At 61.1% G+C, this 23,253-nt stretch carries 21 protein-coding genes and 1 pseudogene; 11 read left to right on the plus strand and 11 right to left on the minus strand.

Annotated features, from left to right (window positions below):
* The first annotated feature begins 57 nt into the window (after positions 1–57).
* The 5 genes from rlmH (at position 58) to AB8B31_RS21440 (ending at position 5,285) form a co-directional block, all read left to right on the plus strand.
* Positions 58–540, plus strand: coding sequence for a 23S rRNA (pseudouridine(1915)-N(3))-methyltransferase RlmH (rlmH, locus tag AB8B31_RS21420; RefSeq protein WP_112905560.1), 483 nt, complete (start codon positions 58–60; stop codon positions 538–540).
* Positions 541–727: 187 nt separating this feature from the next.
* Positions 728–2,128, plus strand: coding sequence for a murein hydrolase activator EnvC family protein (locus AB8B31_RS21425; protein WP_130718341.1), 1,401 nt, complete (start codon positions 728–730; stop codon positions 2,126–2,128).
* A complete protein-coding gene (locus AB8B31_RS21430; RefSeq protein WP_439007505.1) occupies positions 2,118–3,440 on the plus strand; it encodes a S41 family peptidase in 1,323 nt (440 codons plus the stop codon). The genes AB8B31_RS21425 and AB8B31_RS21430 overlap by 11 nt, the downstream gene beginning before the upstream one ends.
* 77 nt (positions 3,441–3,517) lie before the next feature.
* A complete protein-coding gene (locus AB8B31_RS21435) occupies positions 3,518–4,714 on the plus strand; it encodes a divergent polysaccharide deacetylase family protein (RefSeq protein WP_047622489.1) in 1,197 nt (398 codons plus the stop codon).
* Between the two features lie 37 nt (positions 4,715–4,751).
* Entirely contained in the window at positions 4,752–5,285 is a 534-nt protein-coding gene (locus tag AB8B31_RS21440; protein ID WP_018244117.1) for an RNA pyrophosphohydrolase, read from the plus strand.
* An 86-nt stretch (positions 5,286–5,371) separates the two neighbouring features.
* Here the strand turns inward: AB8B31_RS21440 and bfr are convergent, their stop codons facing one another.
* The 5 genes from bfr to AB8B31_RS21465 form a co-directional block, all read right to left on the minus strand.
* Positions 5,372–5,857 carry a bacterioferritin gene (gene bfr, locus AB8B31_RS21445; protein WP_017966050.1) on the minus strand — a complete coding sequence of 162 codons (486 nt, stop codon included), beginning with the start codon at positions 5,855–5,857 and terminating at the stop codon, positions 5,372–5,374.
* Positions 5,823–6,221, minus strand: a complete 399-nt coding sequence (locus AB8B31_RS21450; protein WP_018244118.1) for a (2Fe-2S)-binding protein — start codon at positions 6,219–6,221, stop codon at positions 5,823–5,825. Before AB8B31_RS21450 ends, bfr begins: the two co-directional genes overlap by 35 nt.
* Positions 6,222–6,343: 122 nt before the next feature.
* The gene (locus AB8B31_RS21455; protein ID WP_131605729.1) at positions 6,344–9,808 is read right to left on the minus strand and encodes an error-prone DNA polymerase; all 3,465 of its coding nucleotides are present in this window, start codon (positions 9,806–9,808) and stop codon (positions 6,344–6,346) included.
* The gene (locus AB8B31_RS21460; protein ID WP_281040552.1) at positions 9,805–11,349 is read right to left on the minus strand and encodes a Y-family DNA polymerase; all 1,545 of its coding nucleotides are present in this window, start codon (positions 11,347–11,349) and stop codon (positions 9,805–9,807) included. Before AB8B31_RS21460 ends, AB8B31_RS21455 begins: the two co-directional genes overlap by 4 nt.
* Positions 11,261–12,205 carry an ImuA family protein gene (locus AB8B31_RS21465; RefSeq protein ID WP_245510120.1) on the minus strand — a complete coding sequence of 315 codons (945 nt, stop codon included), beginning with the start codon at positions 12,203–12,205 and terminating at the stop codon, positions 11,261–11,263. The genes AB8B31_RS21460 and AB8B31_RS21465 overlap by 89 nt, the downstream gene beginning before the upstream one ends.
* A 161-nt stretch (positions 12,206–12,366) precedes the next feature.
* Here AB8B31_RS21465 and AB8B31_RS21470 point away from each other — a divergent pair, with 161 nt between their 5' ends.
* Positions 12,367–12,804, plus strand: a complete 438-nt coding sequence (locus tag AB8B31_RS21470) for a metallopeptidase family protein (RefSeq protein ID WP_003589582.1) — start codon at positions 12,367–12,369, stop codon at positions 12,802–12,804.
* A 102-nt stretch (positions 12,805–12,906) separates the two neighbouring features.
* On the opposite strand, the gene AB8B31_RS21475 is transcribed toward AB8B31_RS21470, so the two are convergent.
* Both AB8B31_RS21475 and AB8B31_RS21480 read right to left on the minus strand, forming a co-directional pair.
* Positions 12,907–13,113 carry a DUF1737 domain-containing protein gene (locus tag AB8B31_RS21475; protein WP_018244122.1) on the minus strand — a complete coding sequence of 69 codons (207 nt, stop codon included), beginning with the start codon at positions 13,111–13,113 and terminating at the stop codon, positions 12,907–12,909.
* Entirely contained in the window at positions 13,113–14,033 is a 921-nt protein-coding gene (locus tag AB8B31_RS21480; protein WP_131605731.1) for an HpcH/HpaI aldolase/citrate lyase family protein, read from the minus strand. Before AB8B31_RS21480 ends, AB8B31_RS21475 begins: the two co-directional genes overlap by 1 nt.
* Before the next feature lie 138 nt (positions 14,034–14,171).
* Between AB8B31_RS21480 and AB8B31_RS21485 the strand changes: the two genes are divergently transcribed.
* The 3 genes and pseudogenes from AB8B31_RS21485 (at position 14,172) to leuD (ending at position 15,685) form a co-directional block, all read left to right on the plus strand.
* Entirely contained in the window at positions 14,172–14,405 is a 234-nt protein-coding gene (locus AB8B31_RS21485) for a hypothetical protein (protein ID WP_018244124.1), read from the plus strand.
* A 112-nt stretch (positions 14,406–14,517) separates the two neighbouring features.
* Positions 14,518–14,942, plus strand: a pseudogene (locus tag AB8B31_RS21490) (VOC family protein).
* Positions 14,943–15,076: 134 nt separating this feature from the next.
* Positions 15,077–15,685, plus strand: coding sequence for a 3-isopropylmalate dehydratase small subunit (gene leuD / locus AB8B31_RS21495; RefSeq protein WP_003543984.1), 609 nt, complete (start codon positions 15,077–15,079; stop codon positions 15,683–15,685).
* Positions 15,686–15,746: 61 nt separating this feature from the next.
* On the opposite strand, the gene AB8B31_RS21500 is transcribed toward leuD, so the two are convergent.
* The gene (locus tag AB8B31_RS21500; protein WP_026188559.1) at positions 15,747–16,679 is read right to left on the minus strand and encodes a pyridoxal-phosphate dependent enzyme; all 933 of its coding nucleotides are present in this window, start codon (positions 16,677–16,679) and stop codon (positions 15,747–15,749) included.
* Positions 16,680–16,849: 170 nt separating this feature from the next.
* On the opposite strand from AB8B31_RS21500, the gene leuB reads away from it, so the two are divergent.
* Both leuB and lpxE read left to right on the plus strand, forming a co-directional pair.
* Positions 16,850–17,962, plus strand: a complete 1,113-nt coding sequence (gene leuB, locus AB8B31_RS21505) for a 3-isopropylmalate dehydrogenase (protein WP_018244127.1) — start codon at positions 16,850–16,852, stop codon at positions 17,960–17,962.
* A gap of 263 nt (positions 17,963–18,225) precedes the next feature.
* Positions 18,226–18,960, plus strand: a complete 735-nt coding sequence (gene lpxE, locus AB8B31_RS21510; RefSeq protein WP_131605732.1) for a lipid A 1-phosphatase LpxE — start codon at positions 18,226–18,228, stop codon at positions 18,958–18,960.
* Positions 18,961–19,126: 166 nt separating this feature from the next.
* On the opposite strand, the gene AB8B31_RS21515 is transcribed toward lpxE, so the two are convergent.
* The 3 genes from AB8B31_RS21515 to AB8B31_RS21525 all read right to left on the minus strand — a co-directional run bounded on the left by AB8B31_RS21515 (position 19,127) and on the right by AB8B31_RS21525 (position 23,248).
* On the minus strand, positions 19,127–21,013 hold the full coding sequence (locus AB8B31_RS21515; protein WP_131605734.1) for an MFS transporter: 1,887 nt from the start codon (positions 21,011–21,013) through the stop codon (positions 19,127–19,129).
* A gap of 238 nt (positions 21,014–21,251) precedes the next feature.
* Positions 21,252–22,559 (minus strand): ABC transporter permease, encoded by a 1,308-nt coding sequence (locus AB8B31_RS21520; protein WP_131605735.1) that lies wholly within the window; start codon positions 22,557–22,559, stop codon positions 21,252–21,254.
* Positions 22,556–23,248, minus strand: coding sequence for an ABC transporter ATP-binding protein (locus tag AB8B31_RS21525; protein WP_131605736.1), 693 nt, complete (start codon positions 23,246–23,248; stop codon positions 22,556–22,558). The genes AB8B31_RS21520 and AB8B31_RS21525 overlap by 4 nt, the downstream gene beginning before the upstream one ends.
* Positions 23,249–23,253 lie beyond the last annotated feature (5 nt).

A 23,253-nucleotide genomic window follows, 5' to 3' on the forward strand; every position in this document is an offset into this window, starting at 1 on the left:
CAAGCCGGCCGGTGGCGTAGTGTGCGCCCGAAGTGCCGCATGAGCGGGAGCGGATGAATGCGAATAGGTCTTTTTGCGGTGGGACGGCTGAAGTCCGGCCCCGAAAAGGATCTTGCCGCCCGTTATTTCGACCGTTTCGCCAAGGCCGGCCCTGCCGTCGGCCTCGAACTTACCCGCGTTGCCGAAGTTGGCGAAAGCCGTGCCTCCAATGCGGAAACCCGCAAACGTGAAGAGGCGGCGATGCTTTTGAAATCGCTTGCCGATGGCAGCATCCTCATCCTTCTCGATGAACGCGGCAAGGCGCTTGATAGCGAAGCCTTCGCAAACCTGCTCGGCTCCTATCGCGACCAGGGCAAACGCGAGCTGACCATCGCGATCGGCGGCGCCGACGGCCTCGATCCTTCGCTGTACGACCGTGCCGACGCCACGCTGTGCCTGGGCAAGATGACCTGGCCGCACCAGCTCGTGCGCACGCTGATCGCCGAGCAACTCTATCGTGCCGTCACCATCCTGTCTGGTCACCCCTATCACCGCGTCTGATGCCGCATCGGCCCGATGTGTCGGCAAAGCGTTGGCCAATGCGTCGCAATGTCACGCAGCCGTGTTTGCTTGGCCACCCCTTCTCCTGCAAACGTTATGGCAAAGCGCATCAAATCAGCTTAGTCTCCGCGCGATTTGTGAAAGTGCCCCAACACGCATGACGAGAGCATCCACCAGGCGACACCGCATGATCCTCCCGGCTATCGCGGCCGGCGTCGGTGTAGCGGTGATTGTCGTGTCGGCAAATCCGTTCATCGTCCGGGCGCAGGATGCCGTGCCCGAGGTGGTACAATCTGCACCGCAGCCGGCAGCCGAGCCGGCGCCACCCGATCCGGCCGCCGAACTTGCCGCCAAGCGTGATCAGACCCGTGCCGAACTCGAAACCCTGTCGAAGACGATCAGCCTCTCCACCGACAAGGTGAGCGCGCTTCAGCAGAGCATCGCCGATCTCGAAAAGAGCACCGAAAGCATCCGCCAGGCGCTGATCGATTCCGCCGCCCGCCGCAAGGCGCTCGAAAAGCAGATCCTCGAAAGCGAGAAGAAGCTTGCCGATCTCGGCGTCAAGGAGGATGGCATCCGCCGTTCCCTGCACGAGCGCCGCGGCCTGCTGGCCGAGGTGTTGGCAGCGCTCCAGCGCATGGGCCGCAACCCGCCGCCCGCTTTGCTCGTCACCCCCGATGACGCGCTCGCCTCCGTGCGCAGCGCCATTCTGCTCGGCGCCGTCGTGCCTGGCATCCGCAAGGAGACCGACAAGCTTGCCGCAGACCTCGCAAGCCTCGCCGCATTGCAGACTGCAAGCGCCGCCGAGAAGGCCTCCCTGACCGGGACGATGACTGATGGCATCGAGGAAGAGCGGCGCATGGACCTGCTGCTTGCCGAAAACGACAAGCTCAGCCGCAGCAATGCCGCCGAACTCGCGGCCGAAAGGAAACGTTCCGAGGAGCTGGCAGGCAAGGCGACCAGCCTTGAAGGCCTCGTCGCCTCGATGGAATCCGAGATCGCTTCGGTGCGGGATGCTGCCGCTGCCGCCCGCCGGGCGGAGGAGAACCGCAAGCTTATGACGGACGAGCAACGCGCTCAGGCCAAGGCTCTCGCCGACAGCGGTGTGCCCGATAAAAACCGCATTGCGCCCGCATATCCCTTCGGAGAATTGAAGGCGAAATTGGAGGTGCCCGTAGCGGGCGATATCCTGCGCCAGTTCGGCGATGCCGACGGCACCGGACACGAGGCCATGGGAATGACGGTCGCCACCAATCCGGAGACGGTGGTGACGGCGCCTGCGGATGGCCTGGTGGTTTTCGCCGGCGCATTTCGCAGTTACGGCCAGATGATCATCCTCGACGCGGGCGATGGGTACCACCTGGTTCTCTCGGGAATGGATACGATCAATACCCGTCAGGGAAAATTCGTTTTCTCCGGCGAGCCACTTGCCGTGATGGGCGCGAAAAGAGTGGCAAGCGCAACTGCATTGGCGCTGGAAACGAACCGGCCAACGCTTTACATTGAATTTCGAAAGGACGGTAAACCGGTCGATTCCCGGCCGTGGTGGACCGCCAAAGACACTGGAAAGGCACGCAATGATTCGTAGGGCTTCTCTTGTTCTGGTCGGCGCATTGATGGGTGCGACCGCAATGAGCGTCATTTACTCGGCGGGTGTGCCGGCAGAAGCGGCCGGATCCTCGACCTACAAGGAACTGTCTGTTTTCGGAGATGTCTTCGAGCGTGTGCGTGCGCAATATGTGACGCCGCCTGCGGAAGACAAGCTGATCGAGAACGCCATCAACGGCATGCTTTCCTCGCTCGATCCGCATTCGAGCTACATGAATGCGAAGGACGCCGAGGACATGTGCACCCAGACCAAGGGTGAGTTCGGCGGCCTCGGCATCGAAGTCACGATGGAAGATGAACTCGTCAAGGTCATCACCCCGATCGACGATACGCCCGCCGCCAAAGCCGGCGTTCTCGCCGGCGACTACATCTCCGAGATCGACGGCCAGTCCGTGCGCGGCCTGAAGCTGGAAGACGCCGTCGAGAAGATGCGTGGCGCCGTCAACACGCCGATCAAGCTGACGCTGATCCGCAAGGGTGCCGACAAGCCGATCGAGCTGACGATCGTCCGCGACGTCGTCGCCGTTCAGGCAGTCAAGTCGCGTGTCGAGGACGATGTCGGTTATCTCCGCATCATCTCCTTCACCGAGAAGACCTATCCTGACATGGAAAAGGCGATCAAGAAGATCAAGGACACCGTTCCGGCCGACAAGCTGAAGGGTTATGTTCTCGACCTGCGCCTCAATCCGGGCGGTCTGCTCGACCAGGCGATCAACGTCTCCGATGCCCTGCTGCAGCGCGGCGAAGTCGTTTCGACTCGCGGCCGCAATCCGGATGAAACCCGCCGCTTCAATGCCGGCCCGGGCGACCTGACGGATGGCAAGCCGGTGATCGTGCTGATCAACGGCGGCTCGGCTTCCGCATCGGAAATCGTCGCCGGCGCGCTTCAGGATCTGCGCCGTGCCACCGTTCTCGGCACGCGCTCCTTCGGCAAGGGTTCCGTCCAGACGATCATCCCGCTCGGCGAAAACGGCGCGCTGCGCCTGACCACGGCGCTCTATTACACGCCGTCGGGCCGCTCGATCCAGGGTACCGGCATCACTCCCGACATCAAGGTCGAGGAGCCGCTGCCGCAGGAACTGCAGGGCAAAATGGTGACCGAAGGCGAATCCAGCCTGCGCGGCCACATCAAGGGTCAGAGCGAGACCGACGAAGGTTCGGGCTCGGTCGCCTATGTCCCGCCGGACCCGAAGGACGACGTTCAGCTGAACTACGCGCTCGACCTTCTGCGCGGCAAGAAGACCGATCCGGCCTTCCCGCCGAACCCAGACAAGGCCGTCGTCGCCAAGTAGTCGATCACATCAAGGCCGGGCACCTCGCCCGGCCTTGACCCTTTCTGCTGTTTCCCGGTTTTGGAGCGGGCGAAAAATTGGGAACGGACCTGCATACGCCCCTGGGCCGCAACCGCAAAGCCGGCCGCAAGCGTCCGGGTTTTCTGCGCCTGGGCCGCATCGCCGCCAGTCTTTGTCTTTTCGCCATAGGCGGCTTTTCCCTCTATACGGCATTTCGCGGCGATGGGCTCGAACGCACCAAACCGCCGGCCGCCGAACAAGCCGCAACGCCCCCTGCCAATACGCCTCAGCCGCCGACGGCCACAGCGGGCCAAGCGGCCGACGGCATGCCACGCGCCGACCCGCGCTCGGGCGCCAATGTCGAGCAGATGGTCACCGGCGACGGCTCGGTCGTCACCAAATACAGCCCCCGCCCGCGCGACGGCGGCGGGCCGGTGCTGGTCGACGCCATGCAGATCGGCCAGGATCCGCGCATGGCAGCCCAGCCCAATGATGCGCTGCTCGAAGAAACGCCTTTTGGCAGGCTGCCGATCGTCGGCCCCGATGGCCGGCGGCCAATGGATCAATATGCGCGTCCCTCGTCCGGCGCGCGCGGTGTCCGCATCGCCATCGTCGTCAGCGGCCTCGGGCTCAGCCAGACCGGAACGCAGCGCGCCATCGCCGAACTGCCGGAAGAGATCACCTTCGCTTTCGCCGCAAGCGGCAACAGCCTGCAGCGCTGGATGCAGGAGGCCCGCCGCGGCGGTCACGAGATCCTTCTGCAAGTACCGCTCGAACCTTTTGATTACCCGGCGAACGATCCGGGCCCCGAAACCCTGCTGACCACGAAGTCGGCCGCCCGCAACATCGAGAACCTGCACAAGGCGATGGGCGAGATCACCAACTATACCGGCGTCATGAATTATCTCGGCGGCCGTTTCTTGTCTGATCCCGCCGCCATGGAGCCTGTCATGCGCGACATCGGCAAGCGCGGGTTGCTGTTTCTCGACGATGGCACATCAGCGCAGTCGAAGACGGCGGCGATCGCCAAGGGAACCGAACTGCCCTATGCCTTCGCCGACCTGCAGCTCGACGGCCAGCTTGATATCAATGCCGTCCTGAAGAAGCTCGACGAACTCGAGCGCATTGCCCGCAAGAACGGCCAGGCGATCGGCGTCGCCGCCGCTTTCGATGAGAGCGTTGACGCCATCGCCAAATGGAGCGAGGAGGCTGCGATGCGCGGCATCGAGATTGTCGGCGTTGCCGCCCTTTCCAACGACCCCAGGAATCCTTGAGAGAATCCCTGAGAAGAATCCCAGAACGGAGAAGAAGATGAGCCAGGCGACCGTGAAAGCCGAGGATCTGCCCTACCGCCCCTGCGTCGGCGTGATGATCCTGAACCGCGATGGCCTCGTCTGGGCCGGGCGGCGCATCTCCGACGGCAATTCCGAATATGACGGCTCGCCGCAGCTCTGGCAGATGCCGCAGGGGGGCATCGACAAGGGCGAGGATCCATTGGACGCCGCCTACCGCGAGCTTTACGAGGAGACCGGCATCAAGACGGTGACCCTGCTTGCCGAAGCGAGAGACTGGATCAACTATGATCTGCCGCCGGCACTGATCGGCATAGGGCTGAGAGGAAAATTCCGCGGCCAGACTCAGCGCTGGTTCGCTTTCCGCTTCGACGGCGACGACAGCGAAATCGCCATCAACCCGCCGCCTGGCGGCCATGAACCGGAATTCGATGCCTGGGAATGGAAGCCGATGCAGCAACTGCCGGAGCTGATCGTGCCCTTCAAGCGCGCCGTCTATGACCAGGTGGTGGCCGAGTTCCAGCACTTGGAGACACTTCAATCGGAAGATTGATCACGGCAGGATGACTGCCTCCGTTTGTCTCGGCGGCAGGAATAGGATCACCGGCCGCCATCGGCGGCCGGCATCTCGTTCGAATCTTATTCGGCTTCGTTGGCGGAATCGGCGTTGAGCTGGCCGTATTTGCTCTCGCCGATTTTCTCGAGCAGGTCGATCTGTGTTTCGAGGAAGTCGATATGACCTTCCTCGTCCGCCAGCAGCTCCTCGAAAAGTTTCATGGAAACGTAGTCGCCGGCGTCATGACAGATATCGCGCGACTTCTTGTAGGCCGTGCGGGCGTCGTACTCGCCGGCAAGATCGGCTTCTAGAACTTCCTTGACGTTCTGGCCGATGCGCAGAGGTGCGAGGGTCTGCAGATTGGGATGGCCTTCGAGGAAGATGATGCGTGCAACTAGCCGGTCGGCATGGTGCATCTCTTCGATGGATTCGGCGCGCTCCTTCTTGGCGAGCTTGGTGTAGCCCCAGTCCTCAAGAAGACGATAGTGAACCCAATATTGGTTGACCGCACCGAGTTCGAGGAACAACGCCTCGTTAAGCCGCTCGATGACCTTTTTGTCGCCTTTCAATGTCCGCTCTCCTGTTTTCCTCATGGAATTGTTTCAAGCGGGACATGAAATCAAATATTTCGGTCTCCGTCGAGTGGCGACGGGCGTGATATTCCTCGGTCGTCTGGATAATGATGTCGACGACGTTGGGGAAACAACCGCAGCAGCGGCCGCGTTTTTCCATGGCGTGGTAGACCTTCGCAGGCACGATAAGCTGCCAACAATCTTCATCGAGAAGATTGGTGATAACCTCCCGGATTTCCTTATCGGTTATATAATTGCAGCTGCAGACAAGCACGTCTTCATTCCAAACATGACACTGACTATCGTGTTTTCTGCTAAAGAAGATGGTGGCTGTCAAGAAAAAATTCGAGTCCCGCAGCATTGAACAACGGTGTGCGAATGAGGCCTCATGCATATCGTCCGGGATTATGCAGCGGTTTCAGGATGATGACGCCATAAGGCAAATGAAGACAACCTGCATGGTCCTGATCGCTGCGACGTACTTCAATGGAAGTTGCGTCCGCGCGGCATCACCTCAGCGGTTTCCCCCGCGCCGGCATGGCGGCCTGTGGCAACCATCCGTTTTTCCAGCTCCGCCCGCTCCTGCGCATTCGCAGGCTTTTTCTGCCGCTGATCGACACCCGGCCTCAGCACCTCGTCTGCCCGCTCGCAGACGCCGAAACGCCGGGCCTCACGTTGCAGGATACCGAGCGCCGGCGTCATATCCTCGATATGCTCGACGACGGTATGGATCACTCCGCTCTGGCTTTGCAGCCTGCCGCGGATTTTCACCAGCCGGGCGCCCATCACAACTGAGCGGTATTTGTCGAATATCTTGTTCCAGACGATCGCATTGGCCACCCCGGTCTCGTCCTCCAGCGTCATGAAGATCACACCTTTTGCCGAACCAGGTCGCTGGCGCACCAGCACGAGGCCCGCAATCGTCACCCTCTGCCCGTTCGCGACCTTCAACAGATCGACATTGCGCGTCACACCCGCCTTGCGCAATTCCTCACGCAGGAAGGAGACGGGATGCGCCTTCAGCGACAGTGAGAGATAACGGTAGTCCTCGATGACCTGCTCTCCCGGCAGCATTTCCGGCAGCTTCGCTACAGGCTCGATCTGGAGGTCGACATGACGGACCTGCTCGAAGAGCGGCAGCTCCTCGGCCGCGCTCCTCACATCCAGCGCCCGCACCGCCCAAAGCGCGTCGCGTCGTGACAGTTTGAGGGACTGGAACGCATCGGCATCCGCCAGTCGCTCGATGACGGATTTCTGCAGACCGGACCGCAGCCAGAGATCGCGTACCGAACCGTAGCCTTCGCCTCGATTGCTGACGAGCCGCTCCATATCGCCTGTCGAAAGGCCCTTGATCTGCCGGAAACCCAACCGCACCGCATGCCGGGTCTTGATGATATCGCGCATCTTGTCATGCCGGAAATCGATGGCATTCCAATCGAAGACAGCCTCTTCCAGACCGCAATCCCAGTTCGATTCATTGATGTCGACCGGCAGGATCTTTACCCCGTGCTCGCGTGCGTCCCGCACCAGCTGCGCCGGCGCATAAAATCCCATCGGCTGGGAATTCAGCATCGCTGCGCAGAAGATGTCGGGATAATAGGCCTTGAGCCATGAGGAAGCATAAACGAGCAGCGCGAAGGAGGCGGCATGGCTTTCCGGGAAACCGTATTCCCCGAAACCTTTGATTTGGTTGAAGCATTGCTTCGCGAACTCCGGATCATAGTCCTTTGAGACCATTCCTTCGATGAACCGCTTTTCGAAGTTACCGATCGTACCCGTTCTCTTGAATGTCGCCATCGCTCTGCGAAGCTTGTCGGCTTCCGCCGGTTTGAAGCCGGCGGCGGTAATGGCGATCTGCATGGCCTGTTCCTGGAACAAGGGCACGCCGAGGGTTCTTTCCAGAACCGTTTCCAGCTCCTTGCTCGGATATTTGATCGGAATGTTTTTGGCCCGCTGCTCCCGGCGCTTCAGATAGGGATGCACCATATCGCCCTGGATCGGTCCTGGCCGCACGATCGCCACCTCGATGACGAGATCGTAGAACACCTTCGGCTTCAGACGCGGCAGCATGCTCATCTGCGCCCGGCTTTCGATCTGGAAGACACCGAGCGTATCGGCCCGGCCCATCATCTCGTAAACCGGCTCGCCTTCGTTCCCATGTTCCTTGTTGCCGAGGTCTGCGAGCGTCTTCTTCACGTCGTAATGCAATTCAAGCAGCGAAAAGGCCTTCCGCAGGCAGGTCAGCATGCCGAGCGCCAGCACATCCACCTTGAGGATCTTGACGTTATCGAGATCGTCCTTGTCCCACTCGATCATGTAGCGATCCGGCATCGCCGTCTTCATGATCGGCACCACCTCGTCGAGCCTATCGCGCGTGATGACGAAGCCACCGACATGCTGGGTGAGGTGGCGCGGGAAGCCGAGAAGTTCGGACGCATACTGAAGAACGTTTCGGGTCACCGGATCCTTGACGTCGAGACCCGCCGCCTTCGCGTCCCGCTCCGAGAGATTATCCTCCGACCAGCCCCAGACGAGGCTGCTGATCGCCGACTGGACATCCTCCGAAAGCCCAAAGGCCTTGGAGACCTCACGGCCAGCCGAGCGCGTACGGTAGGTCGTCACCCCCGCCGTCAGCCCAGCATGTTCTATGCCGTATCTTTTATAGATGAACTGGATGACCTCTTCGCGCCGGTCATGCTCGAAATCGACATCGATATCCGGCGGTTCGTCGCGATCCATCGAAATGAAGCGGTCGAAGAGCAGTGTGCTTTTTTGAGGATCGACTTCCGTTATTTCAAGGCAATAACAGATGACCGAATTTGCCGCCGATCCGCGCCCCTGGCACAAGACCTTAAGTTCATAGCGGGCGTGCTGGATGATCCTGTGAACCGTCAGGAAATAAGAGGCATATTTCTTTTTTTTAATGAGATCGAGTTCATACTCGATCTGTGGCGCCACCTTGGGCGGGATACCCTTGGGATAGCGTCTTGCCGCTCCCGCTCTCGTCAGCCTTTCGAGAGTCTCCTGCGGCGTTTCACCAGGATCGTTTTCCGGCGGATAATTGTGCTCCAGTTCCTTCAGCGAAAAGGTCAATTTGCCGAAAAGGGCCTGCGTATTGTCGATCGCACCAGGATAGTCCCGGAATATCCGGGCCATTTCACGTGAATCCTTGAGGTAACGCTCGGCATTCGGCGCCAGAAGGAATCCGGCTTGCGATATCTGTACATGCTCCCGAATCGCGATCACGATATCCGAAAGCGGCCGGCGTTCAGGATGATGGTAAAGCGGCTGGTTTGTTGCAACCAGCCGCACACGGTTTCGAGCGGCAAGCATGGCATGCACCGCAAAGACCTGCCTGTCTCGGCCATCATAGGCTGGCGCCAGCGCCATATAAAAAGCCTTGCGGAAGCGCCTGCGAAACCGTTCCAGATAATCTTCCAGCGTCGGCTGACCCGCCTGACGATCGACAAGGGTGCGATCGGGAACGAGAGCAAGCATCATCTCATCCCCCCATTCCATGAGTTCCGCTTCCGTCAGAATGCAGCATCCCTTGACCGCTTCTTCTTTCAGGTTGCCGGCGCTCAGAAGACGGCAAAGGTTCGCCCAGCCCCGCCGGTTACGGGGATAGGCGAGAATATCAGGCGTTCCGTCGGAAAAAACGAGACGAGCGCCCGGCTGAATCCGGATGGGATCGAGGATCTCCTCCTCTTTTCCTTCCTTCTTCGCTTGGGCTATAATTTCATCCCTGTTCTTATATCTCTCCTCAAGCTGCTCCGCCTGCGCATGCGCCCTGACCACACCGGCAACCGAATTCCGGTCCGCAATGCCGAGACCGCCGAGCCGTAGACGAGCAGCCTGCACGACCATCTCCTCGGGGCCAGAGGCGCCTTCAAGAAACGAGAAGTTCGTCCTTGTGCCAATCTCGAAGAATGCGCGCGCGATTGTCATGCGAACACGCCATGCATGAACCAGCGAGGATCAAGCGCCTGACCATAAAAGCCCCGCCGATAGATCCAGAAGCGATGTCCGGTCTCATCCTCGATGCGAAAATAGTCACGCGCCTCGGCGTCATCCCCATCGATCCACCACTCCATCGCAATCCGTTCCGGCCCTTCGCTTCTTGCCACCTGATGCTGCATGCGCCGCCAGCGAAAGATCTGCGGCGGACCATCGGGCACTTCGGCAAGTATGGTCTCGACGGGCTCCGGCGTTGCAAAGAGCCGCAGCGGGCGCTCTTCGCGGAAAGGAAGCTGGATGTCCTGCGCTGCCTTCCGCCTGGGAAGGCTCTCCATCACAGGAACCGTGATGACGGCGCGTTCCGGAACATGGCTCTCGCGGAGCTGGAAGCTTTGCAGGCAATCCGCACCAAGTCGGGCCGAGACCCGGTCGACGAAGGCCGAAAGCGAGATCTCTCCCTGCCGGTCGCCCTCGAAATCACCCTGCGCCTCGTTGAAGGGATCGTGCCGCAACACATTCAACCGCAGGATCTCGAAACCATAGCCGGCATCGAGATCGTCATAGACCGCCTGCAATCGCTCGGAAAAAAGCCCGGCAATGAATTTTGGTTCGCGAAGCGGCTGCGAAGCACCGACGGAGATGCGAAAGACCCTGCCGTCGACGCGGAACAGGACCAGTTCGAACACCCGTCCGCCAGCCCCCCGCGCCTCCAGCGACGGCTGCAGCGATAAGGCGACCTGCCTGGTGACGGCAAGGATCTGCTCTTCCGTCCCGATGGGCTCGATCAGACGGCTTTCGGCCGAGAGGCTGGCAACAGGACGCCGGGGCGAGACCGGCTCCTCTTCACGTCCCAGCGCCTGGTCGAGACGCAGAAGCAGTTCCGGGCCGAACCGGCGGGTCAGCGGCGCGCGCGGTGCATCGATGACGTCGCCGATATATTTCAGACCGAGCTTGTTCAGGGCAGCGACGGTTTGTCCCTCCAGCCGCAGGGCTGCGACCGGCAAGGACATCAGCACATGTTCCGTCTCTTCGTCCTCGATCACGCCGCCCTGCCCGAAGCGGGACGCGGCCCAGGAAAGGCCGGGCGACGATGAGACTGCGCCTCGCGCATCGAACCCCATATGGAAAAGCCGCGACAGCACATCCCGAAGAAGCGCCTTTTCACCGCCGAAGAGATGGGCGCAGCCGCTAATGTCGAGAAACAGGCCGTCCTTGCCGTCGAACGCCACCAGCGGCGTATAACGGTCGCACCAGTCGGCAATTGCCTCCAGCAACCGGCGGTCGGCCGCCGGATCTTCTTCCGCGACCTCGAGCATGGGGTACATGGCGCGCGCTTCGGCAACGCCCAGCTCCTTCCTCAACCCCAGCCTCTCGGCCAACTCGTCCAGTGCCGTCAGCCGCATGGCATTGTTGAGCTTGCCGGAACAGACGATAGGCGGCGTCTCAGGACGCCCTTTCGAACGCCAGGAGAGCCCCCATCGCTTGCGGGCGATGCGGTCCGTTGGCAGATGCGGGAAGCTGAGCGCCAGAATGCGCTGACTGTTCGCCTGGAGGACGAACGAGGTTTGGTTCGGCGATAGGGAGAAATTCGCGTTCATGGGGGTTCCACTCCAGAAGAAAGGAGAGCGGGGCCGGATTGCGGCTCTTCTCCAGCGTGAGACGGAAAATGGGATTGCCGATGCTGCCGGAAAGTTTCGATCCATCCGGCAACGGCCGCAGACCGGACGGGACTGGTTCGACATGCAGACGGAAGGCCGCACTGCTTGCCTCCTCCGCCCCGGCCTGGCGGACAAGAAAAAGCGGACGGCGGGCAGCATGCGCCCTGAGACTGAGCCTGCGGCTTTCGGTCAGGCCGAAATGGGCGGGATTGCCTCGCACTTCGAAAATGACGGCCGAGAAGGCAGCGCTTTCCACCGCCACCTCCGCCAGCCAGAGCGCCTCGTCCAGCTTGCGCGGCGCCGCATGGAGAAACCGCTCCGGGCTCAGCCCGAAATCCCGAAGCCCGGGGGCATAGGGACGACCGGCCTCCAGCGTGCCGACGGCATCGCCGATCCAGAGCAACGGCAGAAGCCTGCCGGCATCCGCTTCCCGTTTTTGCAGTCGCGCGGCAACAGCCATCGCCAGCCCGCTTGCAGCACCTGCATCGCGAGACAGAGCCGAGCGGAATTCGGTGATCGCATCGAGCGGCAAGCCGCCTTCCAGCGCCCCGTCGAGAAACTCCACCCCAAACGGCAGGGGCGGCAGAATGCGCTCCTGGCGGGTCTTGCGTCCTTCCGCCAGGGCTTCCTGCTCCGCTGCGGCAAGCGCCGGCGCGGGCCTTCCCTCCAGTCGGGCAATGGTTTCGCGGAGCGCAAAAAGCCGCTCGCGCGCCAGGGCGTGCTGCGCCATGGCGTTCTCCGATCCGTCTTGTTCCTGTTATGTTCTTATAGATTCCAGAGAGCTAATGAAGAGTCAACGGGCATTTTCTATGAATTTATTCCTGCCTTTGATTCCGCACTCGAAAATCGGCGCTAAAGGTTCTATATGGGCCCGCAAAGGAAGGAATATTCATGGCCCGCATAGACCAGAGCGATGATTGGCGGGACCGCCATGCGCCGACGATCAGCACCTTCGAGTCGCTGGCCATGGAGGCCTATAGCCATCTGCCGGATGAATTCCGCCAGCTGACGACCAACCTCACGATCGAGATCGAAGATTTCCCCGATGACGACGTTTTCGAGGACATGGCGCTGGAAACCCCTTTCGATCTGCTCGGCCTTTTCGAGGGCAGGGGCATTTCCGAACGTTTCACGCTGGAAACCGGCGAGATGCCGAACCGCATCCGCCTCTACCGCCGCCCCATTCTCGATTACTGGGCTGAGAACGACGAGACGCTCGGCGATATCATCACCCACGTCCTGATCCACGAGATCGGCCACCATTTCGGGCTGAGCGACGATGACATGGAGCGGATCGAGGCAAGCGCCGAGGAAGCCGCCGAGCGCTAGAGCGCCGCGCGTCCAAAGGACGCGCTAAGGACGCTCCATCACTTTCAATCACGCATAATCCTCCGAAAATCGATTACGATTTTCGGGGTTATGCGCTGAGCCTCACTGCTCGGAGAGCTTCATCTCAGGATGGTAATCCTTGCCTTCGACATGCTTGACGACGGCCTGACCACACTGCATCGCGCCGGTTGCGGCATTGAAGGCATAGGTCGGCGAGCCCTCCAGCGACCAGCCCTTGTTGAGGGCGGCAGTGACCTTGTGGCAGAAGGAAGCATCGTCGGGACCGGTCAGGAAGCGGTAGAGTTTCATCACATCGTCTTTCGTGCTGCAGCCTGGCGGGCTGCGATCAGGCGGGCTTTATGGACCAGACTTTCCGCCTGGACAAGATGCAACCGCTCGACCATCCGCCCGCCTGCGTTGATGACGTTCAGCCCGTCGGAGGCGGGATCGGCAAAGGCCGCGATGATCGCCTCCGCTTCTGCAATCGCTGCCGGATCCGGGCCGAAATGATGGTTGGCGGGCTCGATCTGCGCCGGATGGATCAGCATCTTGCCGGCAAAGCCCATCGCCCGGCCCTGCAGACATTCGGCATCAAAACCCTGTTCGTCCCTGAAATCGTTGAAGACGCTGTCGATCGCATCGAGCCCGTAGGCGCTGACCGCAAGGACGACCTGCATCAGCCACGGCACGAGATAGTTCCGCCCCGGCTGTGGCAGCACGCCGGTTTCCTTGCGCAGGTCGTTGAGCCCGACGACGAGGCAATCGAGCCGCGAGCCCGGCGTGCGCCCGGCTTCGGCGATAACAGCCGCATTCAGGATGCCGCGCGGCGTCTCGATCATCGCCCAGATACGCAGATCTTCCGGTGCATCCGCCTCGGAGAGAAGGTCGCCGACCGCCATTATATCCTGCGGTTCGTCGACCTTCGGCAGCAGCACGGCGTCGGGATTGAGCGCGATTACCAGTTCCATGTCCGCCAGGCCGAAATTGGTCGACAGGTCATTGATGCGAATGATCCGTTCCTTGCCTTGGAGCGGCCGAGCCGAAAAGAAATTCCTCAGATTTTCCCGCGCTTCCGCCTTCCTTTCCGGCGCCACGGAATCCTCGAGATCGAAGATCACCGCATCGCAATCGACCGCATGGGTTTTTTCGAGGGCGCGGGGATTGATGGCAGGCACGCTCAGCACCGAACGGCGCAGGCGGGCGGAGCGGGTCGCGGGGTTTCGGCTCATGGCGAATTAGTGCCAAGCTTTGAAAGCCGAAGCAAGCAGCCCACTCCAGAACATCGAGCAGAACAACAAAAAGCCACGCTTGCCTTGCAGAGAGGAAAGAGAAGGACCACATTCCTTTCCGAAGAAAGGTCTCTAACCATGCAGAACATTCGCTCCATCTTCCTCATGCTTGCCGGCGCCACCGTTTTCGTGGCCATGCTGCTTCTCACCTTTTCGGTGACGCTCGCCGTCGGCGGCATCCTGACCGTGCTCATGGTCGGACGCGCGCTTTCGATGAAGATGAAGCCCGCTCCGGTCCGCGCCAAGGCGAACAATGGTAAGCCGGAGATGCGCGTGTGGAACGACGGCCGCGGTACGATCATCGATCTCTGATCACCGGATTTTCCAAAAATTTTGACCGACACTGTCGGCTCCAGATTCCATCATGCGTCCTTGAAACAGCCAGGCATTCTGCCGGCTCGTGAAAAACGTATGGAGGACGAGCATGGATACGACGACAGAGAGAGCAACCCGACGAAGATGCCACCGGTCAAGAATGGCCTGCTGCCCTATCTGACGGTCGACGGCGCGGTGAAAGCTGCGGAATTCTACAAGAAGGCTTTCGGCGCCGAAGAGGCATATCTCGTGCCGGTCGACGAGAGCGGCCGAACGATGCATGTGCATCTCTACATCAACGGCAGCTCCCTCATGCTGTCGGATGCCTATCCCGAATACGGCCATCCTTTCAAAGGCCATGAAGGCTTCGCCATCCAGCTGGTTATCGACGATATCGATTTCTGGTGGGATCGCGCGGTTGCTGCCGGCGCCGAAGTCGTCATGCCGGTCGAACTGATGTTCTGGGGCGACCGCTACGGCCAGCTTCGCGATCCGTTCGGCGTCCTCTGGGGCCTGAACGCACCGTCCAAATAAGGGGACAGGCGCAATCGGCGGATCGCGCGAAACGTCGCGTGGCCGCCGTCTGTGAAAGATTCTCCTTCATTTCGGCGAAAAACTGGACTAGATGCAAATTCAGAAAGTAGATTTGCTGAAATGGAGCATGGATCATGGATAAATTCGTGAAGCTCACGGGCGTTGCAGCACCGCTGCCGGTCGTCAACGTCGACACCGACATGATCATTCCGAAGGATTATCTGAAGACGATCAAGCGCACCGGCCTCGGCACCGGCCTCTTCGCGGAAGCCCGCTACAATGAGGACGGCTCAGAAAACCCGGATTTCGTGCTGAACAAGCCGGCCTATCGCGATGCCAAGATCCTCGTTGCCGGCGACAATTTCGGCTGCGGCTCCTCGCGCGAGCACGCCCCCTGGGCGCTTCTGGATTTCGGCATCCGCTGCGTCATCTCGACCAGCTTCGCCGATATTTTCTACAACAACTGCTTCAAGAACGGCATCCTGCCGATCAAGGTCAGCCAGGAAGATCTCGACAAGCTGATGGACGACGCCTCGCGCGGCTCCAACGCCATCCTGACCGTCGATCTTGAGAATCTCGAGATCACCGGCCCCGATGGTGGCTTGATCAAGTTCGATCTCGACGAATTCAAGCGCCACTGCCTGCTGAACGGTCTCGACGATATCGGCCTGACCCTGGAAAAGGGCAAGGCGATCGACAGCTTCGAAAAGAAGAACGCCGCTTCGCACCCCTGGGCAGCCTGAGCCTCTCCAATCGGTTACCGATCAAGCCGGGTTTTTGCCCGGCTTTTTCTTATGCGGCACATCAGAGAAATTTCTCTTTCCAGGCCTCAAGCTTTTCGAGCGACACGCCGATGCCGCCGCAGACTTCGATAAGCGGATTGTCGAAGCGCTGAAGCAGCCCGGCATGCACATCGGCAACGGCAAGGGCCGCACCGCAAGCCGGCTCGACCAGAATGCGCTGCGCATCGGCAAATTTCAGGCAGGCGGCAACGGCATCGGCGTCGCTGACGACAACACTTTCGATCGGATGCTGCTTCGGCAGGTCGAAGACATGCTGCGCCACCTGCCGCGCCCCGAGCGAATTGGCAATCGAGGTAATGGCGGGAAGGGTGATACGCTCACTCGCCTTGAGGCTGGCATTCAGCGAGGCCGCCCCTTCAGTTTCGACGGCGATAACAGGCACATCGGAAAGCCCGTTTCGCTTCAATCCCTCGACAATGCCGGCAAGCAGCCCGCCGCCGCCGACGCTGGTGACGACGCAATCGAATTTTGCACCTTTCGCCACCACCTCGTCGATCAGCGTGGCATGGCCATCCCACAGAAGCGGATGGTCGAAGGGGTGAACATAAGTCGCCTTTCGGCTCCGGGCGAGGTCGACTGCATGGGCATTGGCCTCATCGAAAACCGAACCGTGAACGAGGACATTCGCGCCCGTCGCGGCAATCGTCTGCCGCACATCGGCCGCCGTCGTCTCCGGCACGACGATCGTGACCGGCACACCAAGCGCCCGGCCGGCATAAGCCGCGGCAATGCCGGCATTGCCGCCGGAAGCACAGAAGATCTCGCGCGCCCCATTTTCCACCTCGTGCTGGCAAAGCCGTCCGACGCCGCGCAGCTTGAAGCTGCCGGAAGGCTGCAGCGCATCGAGCTTCAGCCAGAGCGGTTTGCCGCTGACGCTGTAGCCAGGTGCCGTCTGGACCAAGGGCGTGTCGAGATGGAGAGGCGCGAAAGGCATGGGAACCATCCAGGGAAATAAAGGTCGGGGCTGCCGTTCTAATCTGTTTGCGGGCGCAGGAGCAACCATCGCTGCTCAGAGCGAAGCGTACCGATTCACCGCTTCCGTCGCTTGAAATGCCCATTTCCGGGGTCTAAGAAGCCGCAACTAGTTTTTCCCAGGAGGGTTTCATGACAGCGCGCAATCTTTTCCTGTTGCCGGGTGACGGCATCGGTCCCGAGGCCATGGGCGAGGTCCGCAAGATCATCGCCTATATGAACGAGGCGATGAATGCCGGTTTCGTCACCGACGAAGGCCTTGTCGGCGGTTGCGCCTATGATGCACATGGCGCTGCGATCTCGGAAGCCGACATGCAGAAGGCACTTGCCGCCGATGCCGTTCTCTTTGGCGCCGTCGGCGGCCCGAAATGGGATAGCGTGCCTTACGAAGTGCGCCCGGAAGCCGGTCTGCTGCGCCTGCGCAAGGATCTGCAGCTCTTTGCGAACCTGCGTCCTGCCATCTGCTACCCGGCCCTTTCTGCGGCCTCGTCGCTGAAGCCGGAGCTGGTCGAAGGCCTCGACATCCTCATCATCCGCGAGCTGACGGGCGGCGTCTATTTCGGCGAACCGAAGGAGATCATCGACCTCGGCAATGGCCAGAAACGCGGCATCGACACGCAGGTCTACGATACCTACGAGATCGAGCGCATCGCCGGTGTCGCCTTCGAAATGGCCCGCACGCGGCAGAATCGCGTCTGCTCCATGGAAAAGCGCAACGTCATGAAGTCGGGCGTGCTTTGGAACCAGGTGGTGACCGAGACGCACAAGGCGAAATATTCCGACGTCCAGCTCGAACACATGCTGGCCGATGCCGGCGGCATGCAGCTGGTGCGCCAGCCCAAGCAGTTCGACGTGATTGTCACCGACAACCTCTTCGGCGACATGCTTTCCGACGTCGCCGCCATGCTGACCGGCTCGCTCGGCATGCTGCCGTCGGCCTCGCTCGGCGCGCCTGACGGCAAGACCGGCAAGCGCAAGGCGCTCTACGAACCGGTACACGGCTCGGCCCCCGATATCGCCGGCAAGGGCATCGCCAATCCGATCGCCATGATCGCCTCCTTTGCCATGTGCCTGCGTTACTCCTTCAATCTGGTGAAGGAAGCCGACGATCTGGAAAAGGCGATCGCCAACGTGCTCGACAAGGGCATCCGCACCGGTGATATCATGGCCGATGGCGCAAGGCAGGTCGGCACCGTCGAGATGGGCGATGCGATCCTCGCCGAGTTCAAGACGCTTTCCGCCTGATATTTCACGTGAAACAGTTCTGGCCTTTCGCAGGAACCTTGCGGAGGGCTTTTTTCTCAAGGCCGCGAGCCGCATCGGCTTGGTCGAATTATCCCAAACCGACTATCCTCGGCCACAATCTCGTGTATTTTTGCGCCGGATTTTAACGAGCGCATAACCTCGACATTGGAAACGATCTTCCAATGGATTATGCGCCAATTCAAAATAATAGAGCGTCCTTAGCGCGTCGTGGCACTTTAGGGCAAATTCGAACGGACGACGGAATGCGGGCATTTTGGGCTTCCCTGAACAGGCGCTGGCGCCGGAGTAGCGCCGGCATGCCGCCTTTGCGTTGGCAGGCCTGCCTCTTCATCACGCTCAATGCGGTGATCCTCTCCATGCTGCTCTTCGACGCGCCGATCGGCGCCAGCGAAGCTCCCGCGCCGGTGAAGCACCTCGGCGAGATGCTGACCGGTTTCGGCGATTCCGCTTGGCTGATCTACACCAGCATCTTGCTGTTCTTTCAGGGCCGGGCAGGCTACAAGCTTGTGAAGACGGCGCGCTCCAAGGCGCAAGCGCTTTATGTCAGCTGGATCGGCGCTTATCTCTTCATCACGGTTGTCTTCTCTGGGCTTCTCGCCAATCTGCTGAAGCGGGCGATAGGCAGGGCGCGTCCCGATCATTTTCATGACTACGGCATGTTTTCCTTCACGCCCTTTTCGGGCCATTCCGCTTTCGAAAGTTTCCCGTCCGGCCATTCCACCACGGTCGGCGCCTTCTTCGCCGCCTTTGCCCTGCTGTTTCCGCGCTATCGCGTTGCCTTCATCGCTTGCGCCATCTGGCTCGGCATGACGCGTGTCATGGTCGGCGCCCATTATCCGAGCGACGTGATCGCCGGCCTTGCCTTCGGCGCCTGGTTCTCACTGCTGACGGCGATCGTCTTTGCCCGCTGCGGCTTGCTCTTCAAGCTGGCACCGGACGGCTGGCCGCTCTCGAAGCGCCTGTTTCGCACTGCATAATTCCTTAGATCGGAATCGATTTAAGGATAAAATTATGCAGCAATTCAAAATGTTACAGCGTCCTTTGCGCGTCCGAAAAGACGTGCGGCGCTGTAATATGGAAAAGCCCGGCGCCTTGTGAGCGCCGGGCCTTTTTCTCAAGCGCGGATTGGCCTCAATCCGCCGCTCAATCCATGGCGTGGATATCCCTGTTCTTCGTTTCCGGCAGGAAGATCAGGCCGATCACCAGTGTGATCGACGCAAAGATGATCGGGTACCAGAGACCGTAATATATATCACCCGCGGCAGCGCTCATCGCGAAGGCTGTCGCCGGCAGCAGGCCGCCGAACCAGCCGTTGCCGATGTGATAGGGCAGCGACATGCCGGTATAGCGGATGCGGGTCGGGAAAAGCTCGACCAGCAGAGCGGCGATCGGGCCGTAGACCATCGTCACATAGAGGACGAGGACGAACAGCACGGCGATCGTGCCGATCCAGTTGACCCGGGCCGGATCGGCAACCATGGCGAAAGTGCCGCCATTGGCGATGTTGTAGACCGCCATGTCGGTGACGCCATTGGCCTCATCCGCCGTCAGCAGCTTGGTCTCGACCAGCTTGGCCGCTGGTACGGTTTCCTTCTCGCCGGCGCGCACGGCATCGGCATTGAGCGACAGTTCCGGATTGGCTGCGATGAAGGCATCGAGCTTGGCATCCGGCACCTTGACGGCGCCGCGGTTCAGCGGGTAGCCGGCATCATGGAGCGCGATGTTGACGCCCTTTTCGAAGGCGGCGGTCATGCCCTTGGCCTTGTCGCCGGCAGCGACGACGTCAAAGCTTGGGATCGTCGCGTTGCCGACCTTCACCGTTGCCGGCTGTCCGGCGGTACCGGGCACGACGTCGTAAGGGACCGAATTCCTCGTCAGGAACGCCGTTGCCACGTCGCAGGAACTGGTGAACTTCGCGGTACCGGTCGGATTGAACTGGAACCTGCAATCGGCCGGATCAGCCGTCACCGTTGCCCGGATCGAAGCCTGCGCTTCGGCCAGCGCCGGGTTCGCCGTCCAGGTCATCGCCTTGAACAGCGGATTATAGGTCACCGCCGCAATGAGAAGGCCTGCCATGATGATCGGCTTGCGGCCGATCTTGTCGGAGAGACCGCCGAAGATGACGAAGAACGGCGTGCCGAGGAGAAGTGCGATGGCGACCATGACGTTGGCCGAGAACAAGTCCACCTTCAGCACGTTCTGCAGGAAGAACAGCGCATAGAACTGGCCGCCGTACCAGACGACTGCCTGGCCCATGGTAGCGCCGAGAAGCGCGATGATCGCGATCTTGGCATTTTTCCATGTCCCGAAGGCCTCGGTAAGCGGCGCCTTGGAGCCTTTGCCTTCCGCCTTCATGCGCTGGAACGCCGGCGATTCGTTCATCTTCAGGCGGATCCAGACGGAAATGCCGAGCAGGACGACCGAGACCAGGAACGGAATGCGCCAGCCCCAGGCGGCGAACTGGGCCGCACCCATCAGATATTGAACAAAGACGATGACGATGAGCGACAGGAACAGGCCGAGCGTCGCCGTCGTCTGGATCCATGAGGTGAAATAGCCGCGGCGCCCGTTCGGCGCATGTTCGGCGACGTAAGTTGCCGCACCGCCATATTCACCGCCCAGCGCCAGACCCTGGAGCAGGCGCAGCCCGATCAGGATGATCGGGGCTGCGATGCCGATGGTGGCGGCACCCGGCAGGACGCCGACGAGGAAGGTCGACAGACCCATGATCATGATCGTCATCAGGAAGGTGTATTTACGGCCGACGAGATCGCCGAGACGGCCGAACACCAGCGCGCCGAAGGGGCGCACCAGAAAGCCGGCGGCAAAGGCGAGCAGCGTGAAGATGTTGCGCGTTGCCTCGGGATATTGGGTGAAATAGGTCGCGCCGATATAGGTGGCGAGCGAGCCATAGAGATAGAAATCGTACCATTCGAAAACGGTGCCGAGCGAAGAGGCGAAGATGACCTTCTTCTCCTCGCCGGTCATCGGACCGGCCTTCGCGCCGTCGATGCTTGCGACATTTGCCATTGTCTGTCCTCCACAGAGTGATGATCACGCGCGCGACCTACTCTCCTCAAAGCATACCCCTGGCCGCGACACGCCTGACGAGAGTGTGCCAGAAACGACAGATCAAAAAGAGAGATGCTTTGGGATTATGACTTTAGTCTAAGATTGGCGCGGTTCTCACGCACATCAGGCCGTCCGTGACGATTGAGCTGCCGGAGGTTTGAAAGCAGGTTTCACTGCGGTTTGCGACGTGGATCCGTTATGCTCTCAGCGCCTGCGCCGGCGATTGCCGATAAGCGAGCACTGCCGGCAGTGCAGCGAGAATTGCGGCAAAGGCAAGCAGCACTGCTGCAAGCCCGACGTCTTCACGAGTGAAGACGACCGGCATGGCGACCCCGCTCGTTTGCGAGAACATACCGGACAAGATGAGAGCCGCGACATAACCGAGCGCGAATCCGAGTGCGATGCCAACCGCCACCAGGAAGAAGAATTCCAGCCAGACGATGCCGAAAATCGCGCCGCGCGGGGCGCCGAAGGCCCTCAGTGCGCCGATCTGACGGCGGCGCTGGCCGATATGGATGACCGTGACCAGTACCAGCGAGGCTCCGACGAGAGCTTGCGCGCCTGAGGCGACCGCGACGAGGATCTGCTTGGCATCGCCGAGCGTGGCGTAGAGATTGGTCAGCACCTCGCCGGGAAAGACAGCGACGGTATTGCCGCTGCGATATTCCTGCCGCAGCTTGTAGGCATCGGCGATCGTCTTCGGCTTGACGAGAATGGCGGGAAGGCCGGGAGCGCCCGCAGTCAAGGTCTCATCAAGCGCGGCATCCGGATCGGCTTTCCCGTGATGCCCATGCCCATCGTGATCAGCGCCGGCCTTCTCATGTTCATGGCCATGTTCAACGCTATCCGTTCCGGACGCCGCTTCATGTTCGTGCCCACTGTCCTCCTCATGTTCCTCCGCCTCCATGCCATGAATGTGCCAGACGGCTTGGATGGGAACGAGAATGGCTCGGTCCCAGGCGGTGCCGGTCGGCCGCAAGCGGCCGGCGATGTGATAGACGAGCTCGGTATGAGTCTCGCCGCCCTCTTCCAGCGACCCATGCATCGGCTTGATCTCGCCGCCGAGCGACAGCTTGACGGCAGCGCCGATCACCGCCTCGCCCTCGCGCGCGAAAATCTTGCCTTCGGCTAAGCCGCCGGACAGGTTCTGCGTCAGCGTGGTCGTTGTGCCGATGATCGGATAGCCGGAGAAGGAATCGCCGAAGCCGATCGGGGCTGCCCAATCGACCCGCGGATCTGCGGCAAGCTTGCCGAGCACCTCGCCCGGCATCAGCGGCAGCGGCGAAGGCTGCAGGAAGACGGAGGACAGCACGAGCTGCGTCTCGCTGCCGCCAGCGCCGATGACAAGATCGAACTTGTCAGCGGCGCGCGCGCTGCCGAGACGAAGCGCCCGCTCCTGCAGGACGACGCAAACGCCGAGCGCGGTCGCAAGCGCCACCAGCAGCACGACCACCAGCGATCCCGCCCAGAGGCGACGAAGATCGGAAAGGATGAAGCGGATCATGCAGCCTCTCCCGCCGCTGCTGCGGAATCTTCGCTGATCCGGCCGGAGCCGAAGGTGATGCGCCGGTCGAGGCGGCCCACCAAGCGCTGGTCGTGCGAAACGACAATCAGCGTGCTGCCTTCGGCAATGGCAAGATCGAGGAGGAGATCGCCGACCGCCTCGCCGCTTTCGGCATCGAGGCTTGCAGTCGGCTCGTCGGCGATGATGACGCCGGGCTTGCGCAGCAGCGCCCGGCCGATCGCCACGCGCTGCATCTCGCCGCGCGACATGGTTTCGATTTTCTGGCCGGGTCGGGAAAGACCGACCGTGCCCAAAAGCGCATGCCCCCGCTCGATGACATCGACTGTGGCAGCGCCGGCAAGCCGCGCCGGCAGGAGTACGTTCTCCAGCGCCGACAGGCCGTGGAAGAGATGGAACTCCTGCATGACCAGGCCGATATTGGCGGCACGGAACCGGTCACGCCGGCTTTCTGAAAAACTCGCTATATCCTCGCCGTTCCAGCGGATACGGCCTTGCCGTGTGCGCTCCAGTCCGGCAACGATATTGACGAAGGTGCTCTTGCCGGAGCCGGACGCCCCGGTGATGGCGACCCTGCTGCCTGCATCGATCGACAGGCGGCCGATCGCCAGTGCCGGCGAGGACAGGCCCGGGAAGGCAACGGTCAGGTTTTCGATATCGAGAGAGAGCATATCGG

This window comes from Rhizobium sp. 62_C5_N11_2, from assembly GCF_051811185.1.
Lineage (GTDB): Bacteria > Pseudomonadota > Alphaproteobacteria > Rhizobiales > Rhizobiaceae > Rhizobium > Rhizobium leguminosarum.

What these genes read in the sequence shown, in the direction of transcription:
- leuB (WP_018244127.1), top strand. Translation starts at nt 16,850, where the DNA reads ATGACAGCGCGCAATCTTTTCCTGTTGCCGGGTGACGGCATCGGTCCC.
- AB8B31_RS21470 (WP_003589582.1), top strand. Translation starts at nt 12,367, where the DNA reads ATGGCCCGCATAGACCAGAGCGATGATTGGCGGGACCGCCATGCGCCG.
- AB8B31_RS21485 (WP_018244124.1), top strand. Translation starts at nt 14,172, where the DNA reads ATGCAGAACATTCGCTCCATCTTCCTCATGCTTGCCGGCGCCACCGTT.
- leuD (WP_003543984.1), top strand. Translation starts at nt 15,077, where the DNA reads ATGGATAAATTCGTGAAGCTCACGGGCGTTGCAGCACCGCTGCCGGTC.
- AB8B31_RS21455 (WP_131605729.1), bottom strand. Translation starts at nt 9,808, where the DNA reads ATGACAATCGCGCGCGCATTCTTCGAGATTGGCACAAGGACGAACTTC.
- AB8B31_RS21430 (WP_439007505.1), top strand. Translation starts at nt 2,118, where the DNA reads ATGATTCGTAGGGCTTCTCTTGTTCTGGTCGGCGCATTGATGGGTGCG.
- AB8B31_RS21450 (WP_018244118.1), bottom strand. Translation starts at nt 6,221, where the DNA reads ATGCTGCGGGACTCGAATTTTTTCTTGACAGCCACCATCTTCTTTAGC.
- AB8B31_RS21465 (WP_245510120.1), bottom strand. Translation starts at nt 12,205, where the DNA reads ATGGCGCAGCACGCCCTGGCGCGCGAGCGGCTTTTTGCGCTCCGCGAA.
- rlmH (WP_112905560.1), top strand. Translation starts at nt 58, where the DNA reads ATGCGAATAGGTCTTTTTGCGGTGGGACGGCTGAAGTCCGGCCCCGAA.
- AB8B31_RS21480 (WP_131605731.1), bottom strand. Translation starts at nt 14,033, where the DNA reads ATGAGCCGAAACCCCGCGACCCGCTCCGCCCGCCTGCGCCGTTCGGTG.
- AB8B31_RS21520 (WP_131605735.1), bottom strand. Translation starts at nt 22,559, where the DNA reads ATGATCCGCTTCATCCTTTCCGATCTTCGTCGCCTCTGGGCGGGATCG.
- AB8B31_RS21475 (WP_018244122.1), bottom strand. Translation starts at nt 13,113, where the DNA reads ATGAAACTCTACCGCTTCCTGACCGGTCCCGACGATGCTTCCTTCTGC.
- lpxE (WP_131605732.1), top strand. Translation starts at nt 18,226, where the DNA reads ATGCGGGCATTTTGGGCTTCCCTGAACAGGCGCTGGCGCCGGAGTAGC.
- AB8B31_RS21525 (WP_131605736.1), bottom strand. Translation starts at nt 23,248, where the DNA reads ATGCTCTCTCTCGATATCGAAAACCTGACCGTTGCCTTCCCGGGCCTG.
- AB8B31_RS21425 (WP_130718341.1), top strand. Translation starts at nt 728, where the DNA reads ATGATCCTCCCGGCTATCGCGGCCGGCGTCGGTGTAGCGGTGATTGTC.
- AB8B31_RS21500 (WP_026188559.1), bottom strand. Translation starts at nt 16,679, where the DNA reads ATGCCTTTCGCGCCTCTCCATCTCGACACGCCCTTGGTCCAGACGGCA.
- AB8B31_RS21515 (WP_131605734.1), bottom strand. Translation starts at nt 21,013, where the DNA reads ATGGCAAATGTCGCAAGCATCGACGGCGCGAAGGCCGGTCCGATGACC.
- AB8B31_RS21440 (WP_018244117.1), top strand. Translation starts at nt 4,752, where the DNA reads ATGAGCCAGGCGACCGTGAAAGCCGAGGATCTGCCCTACCGCCCCTGC.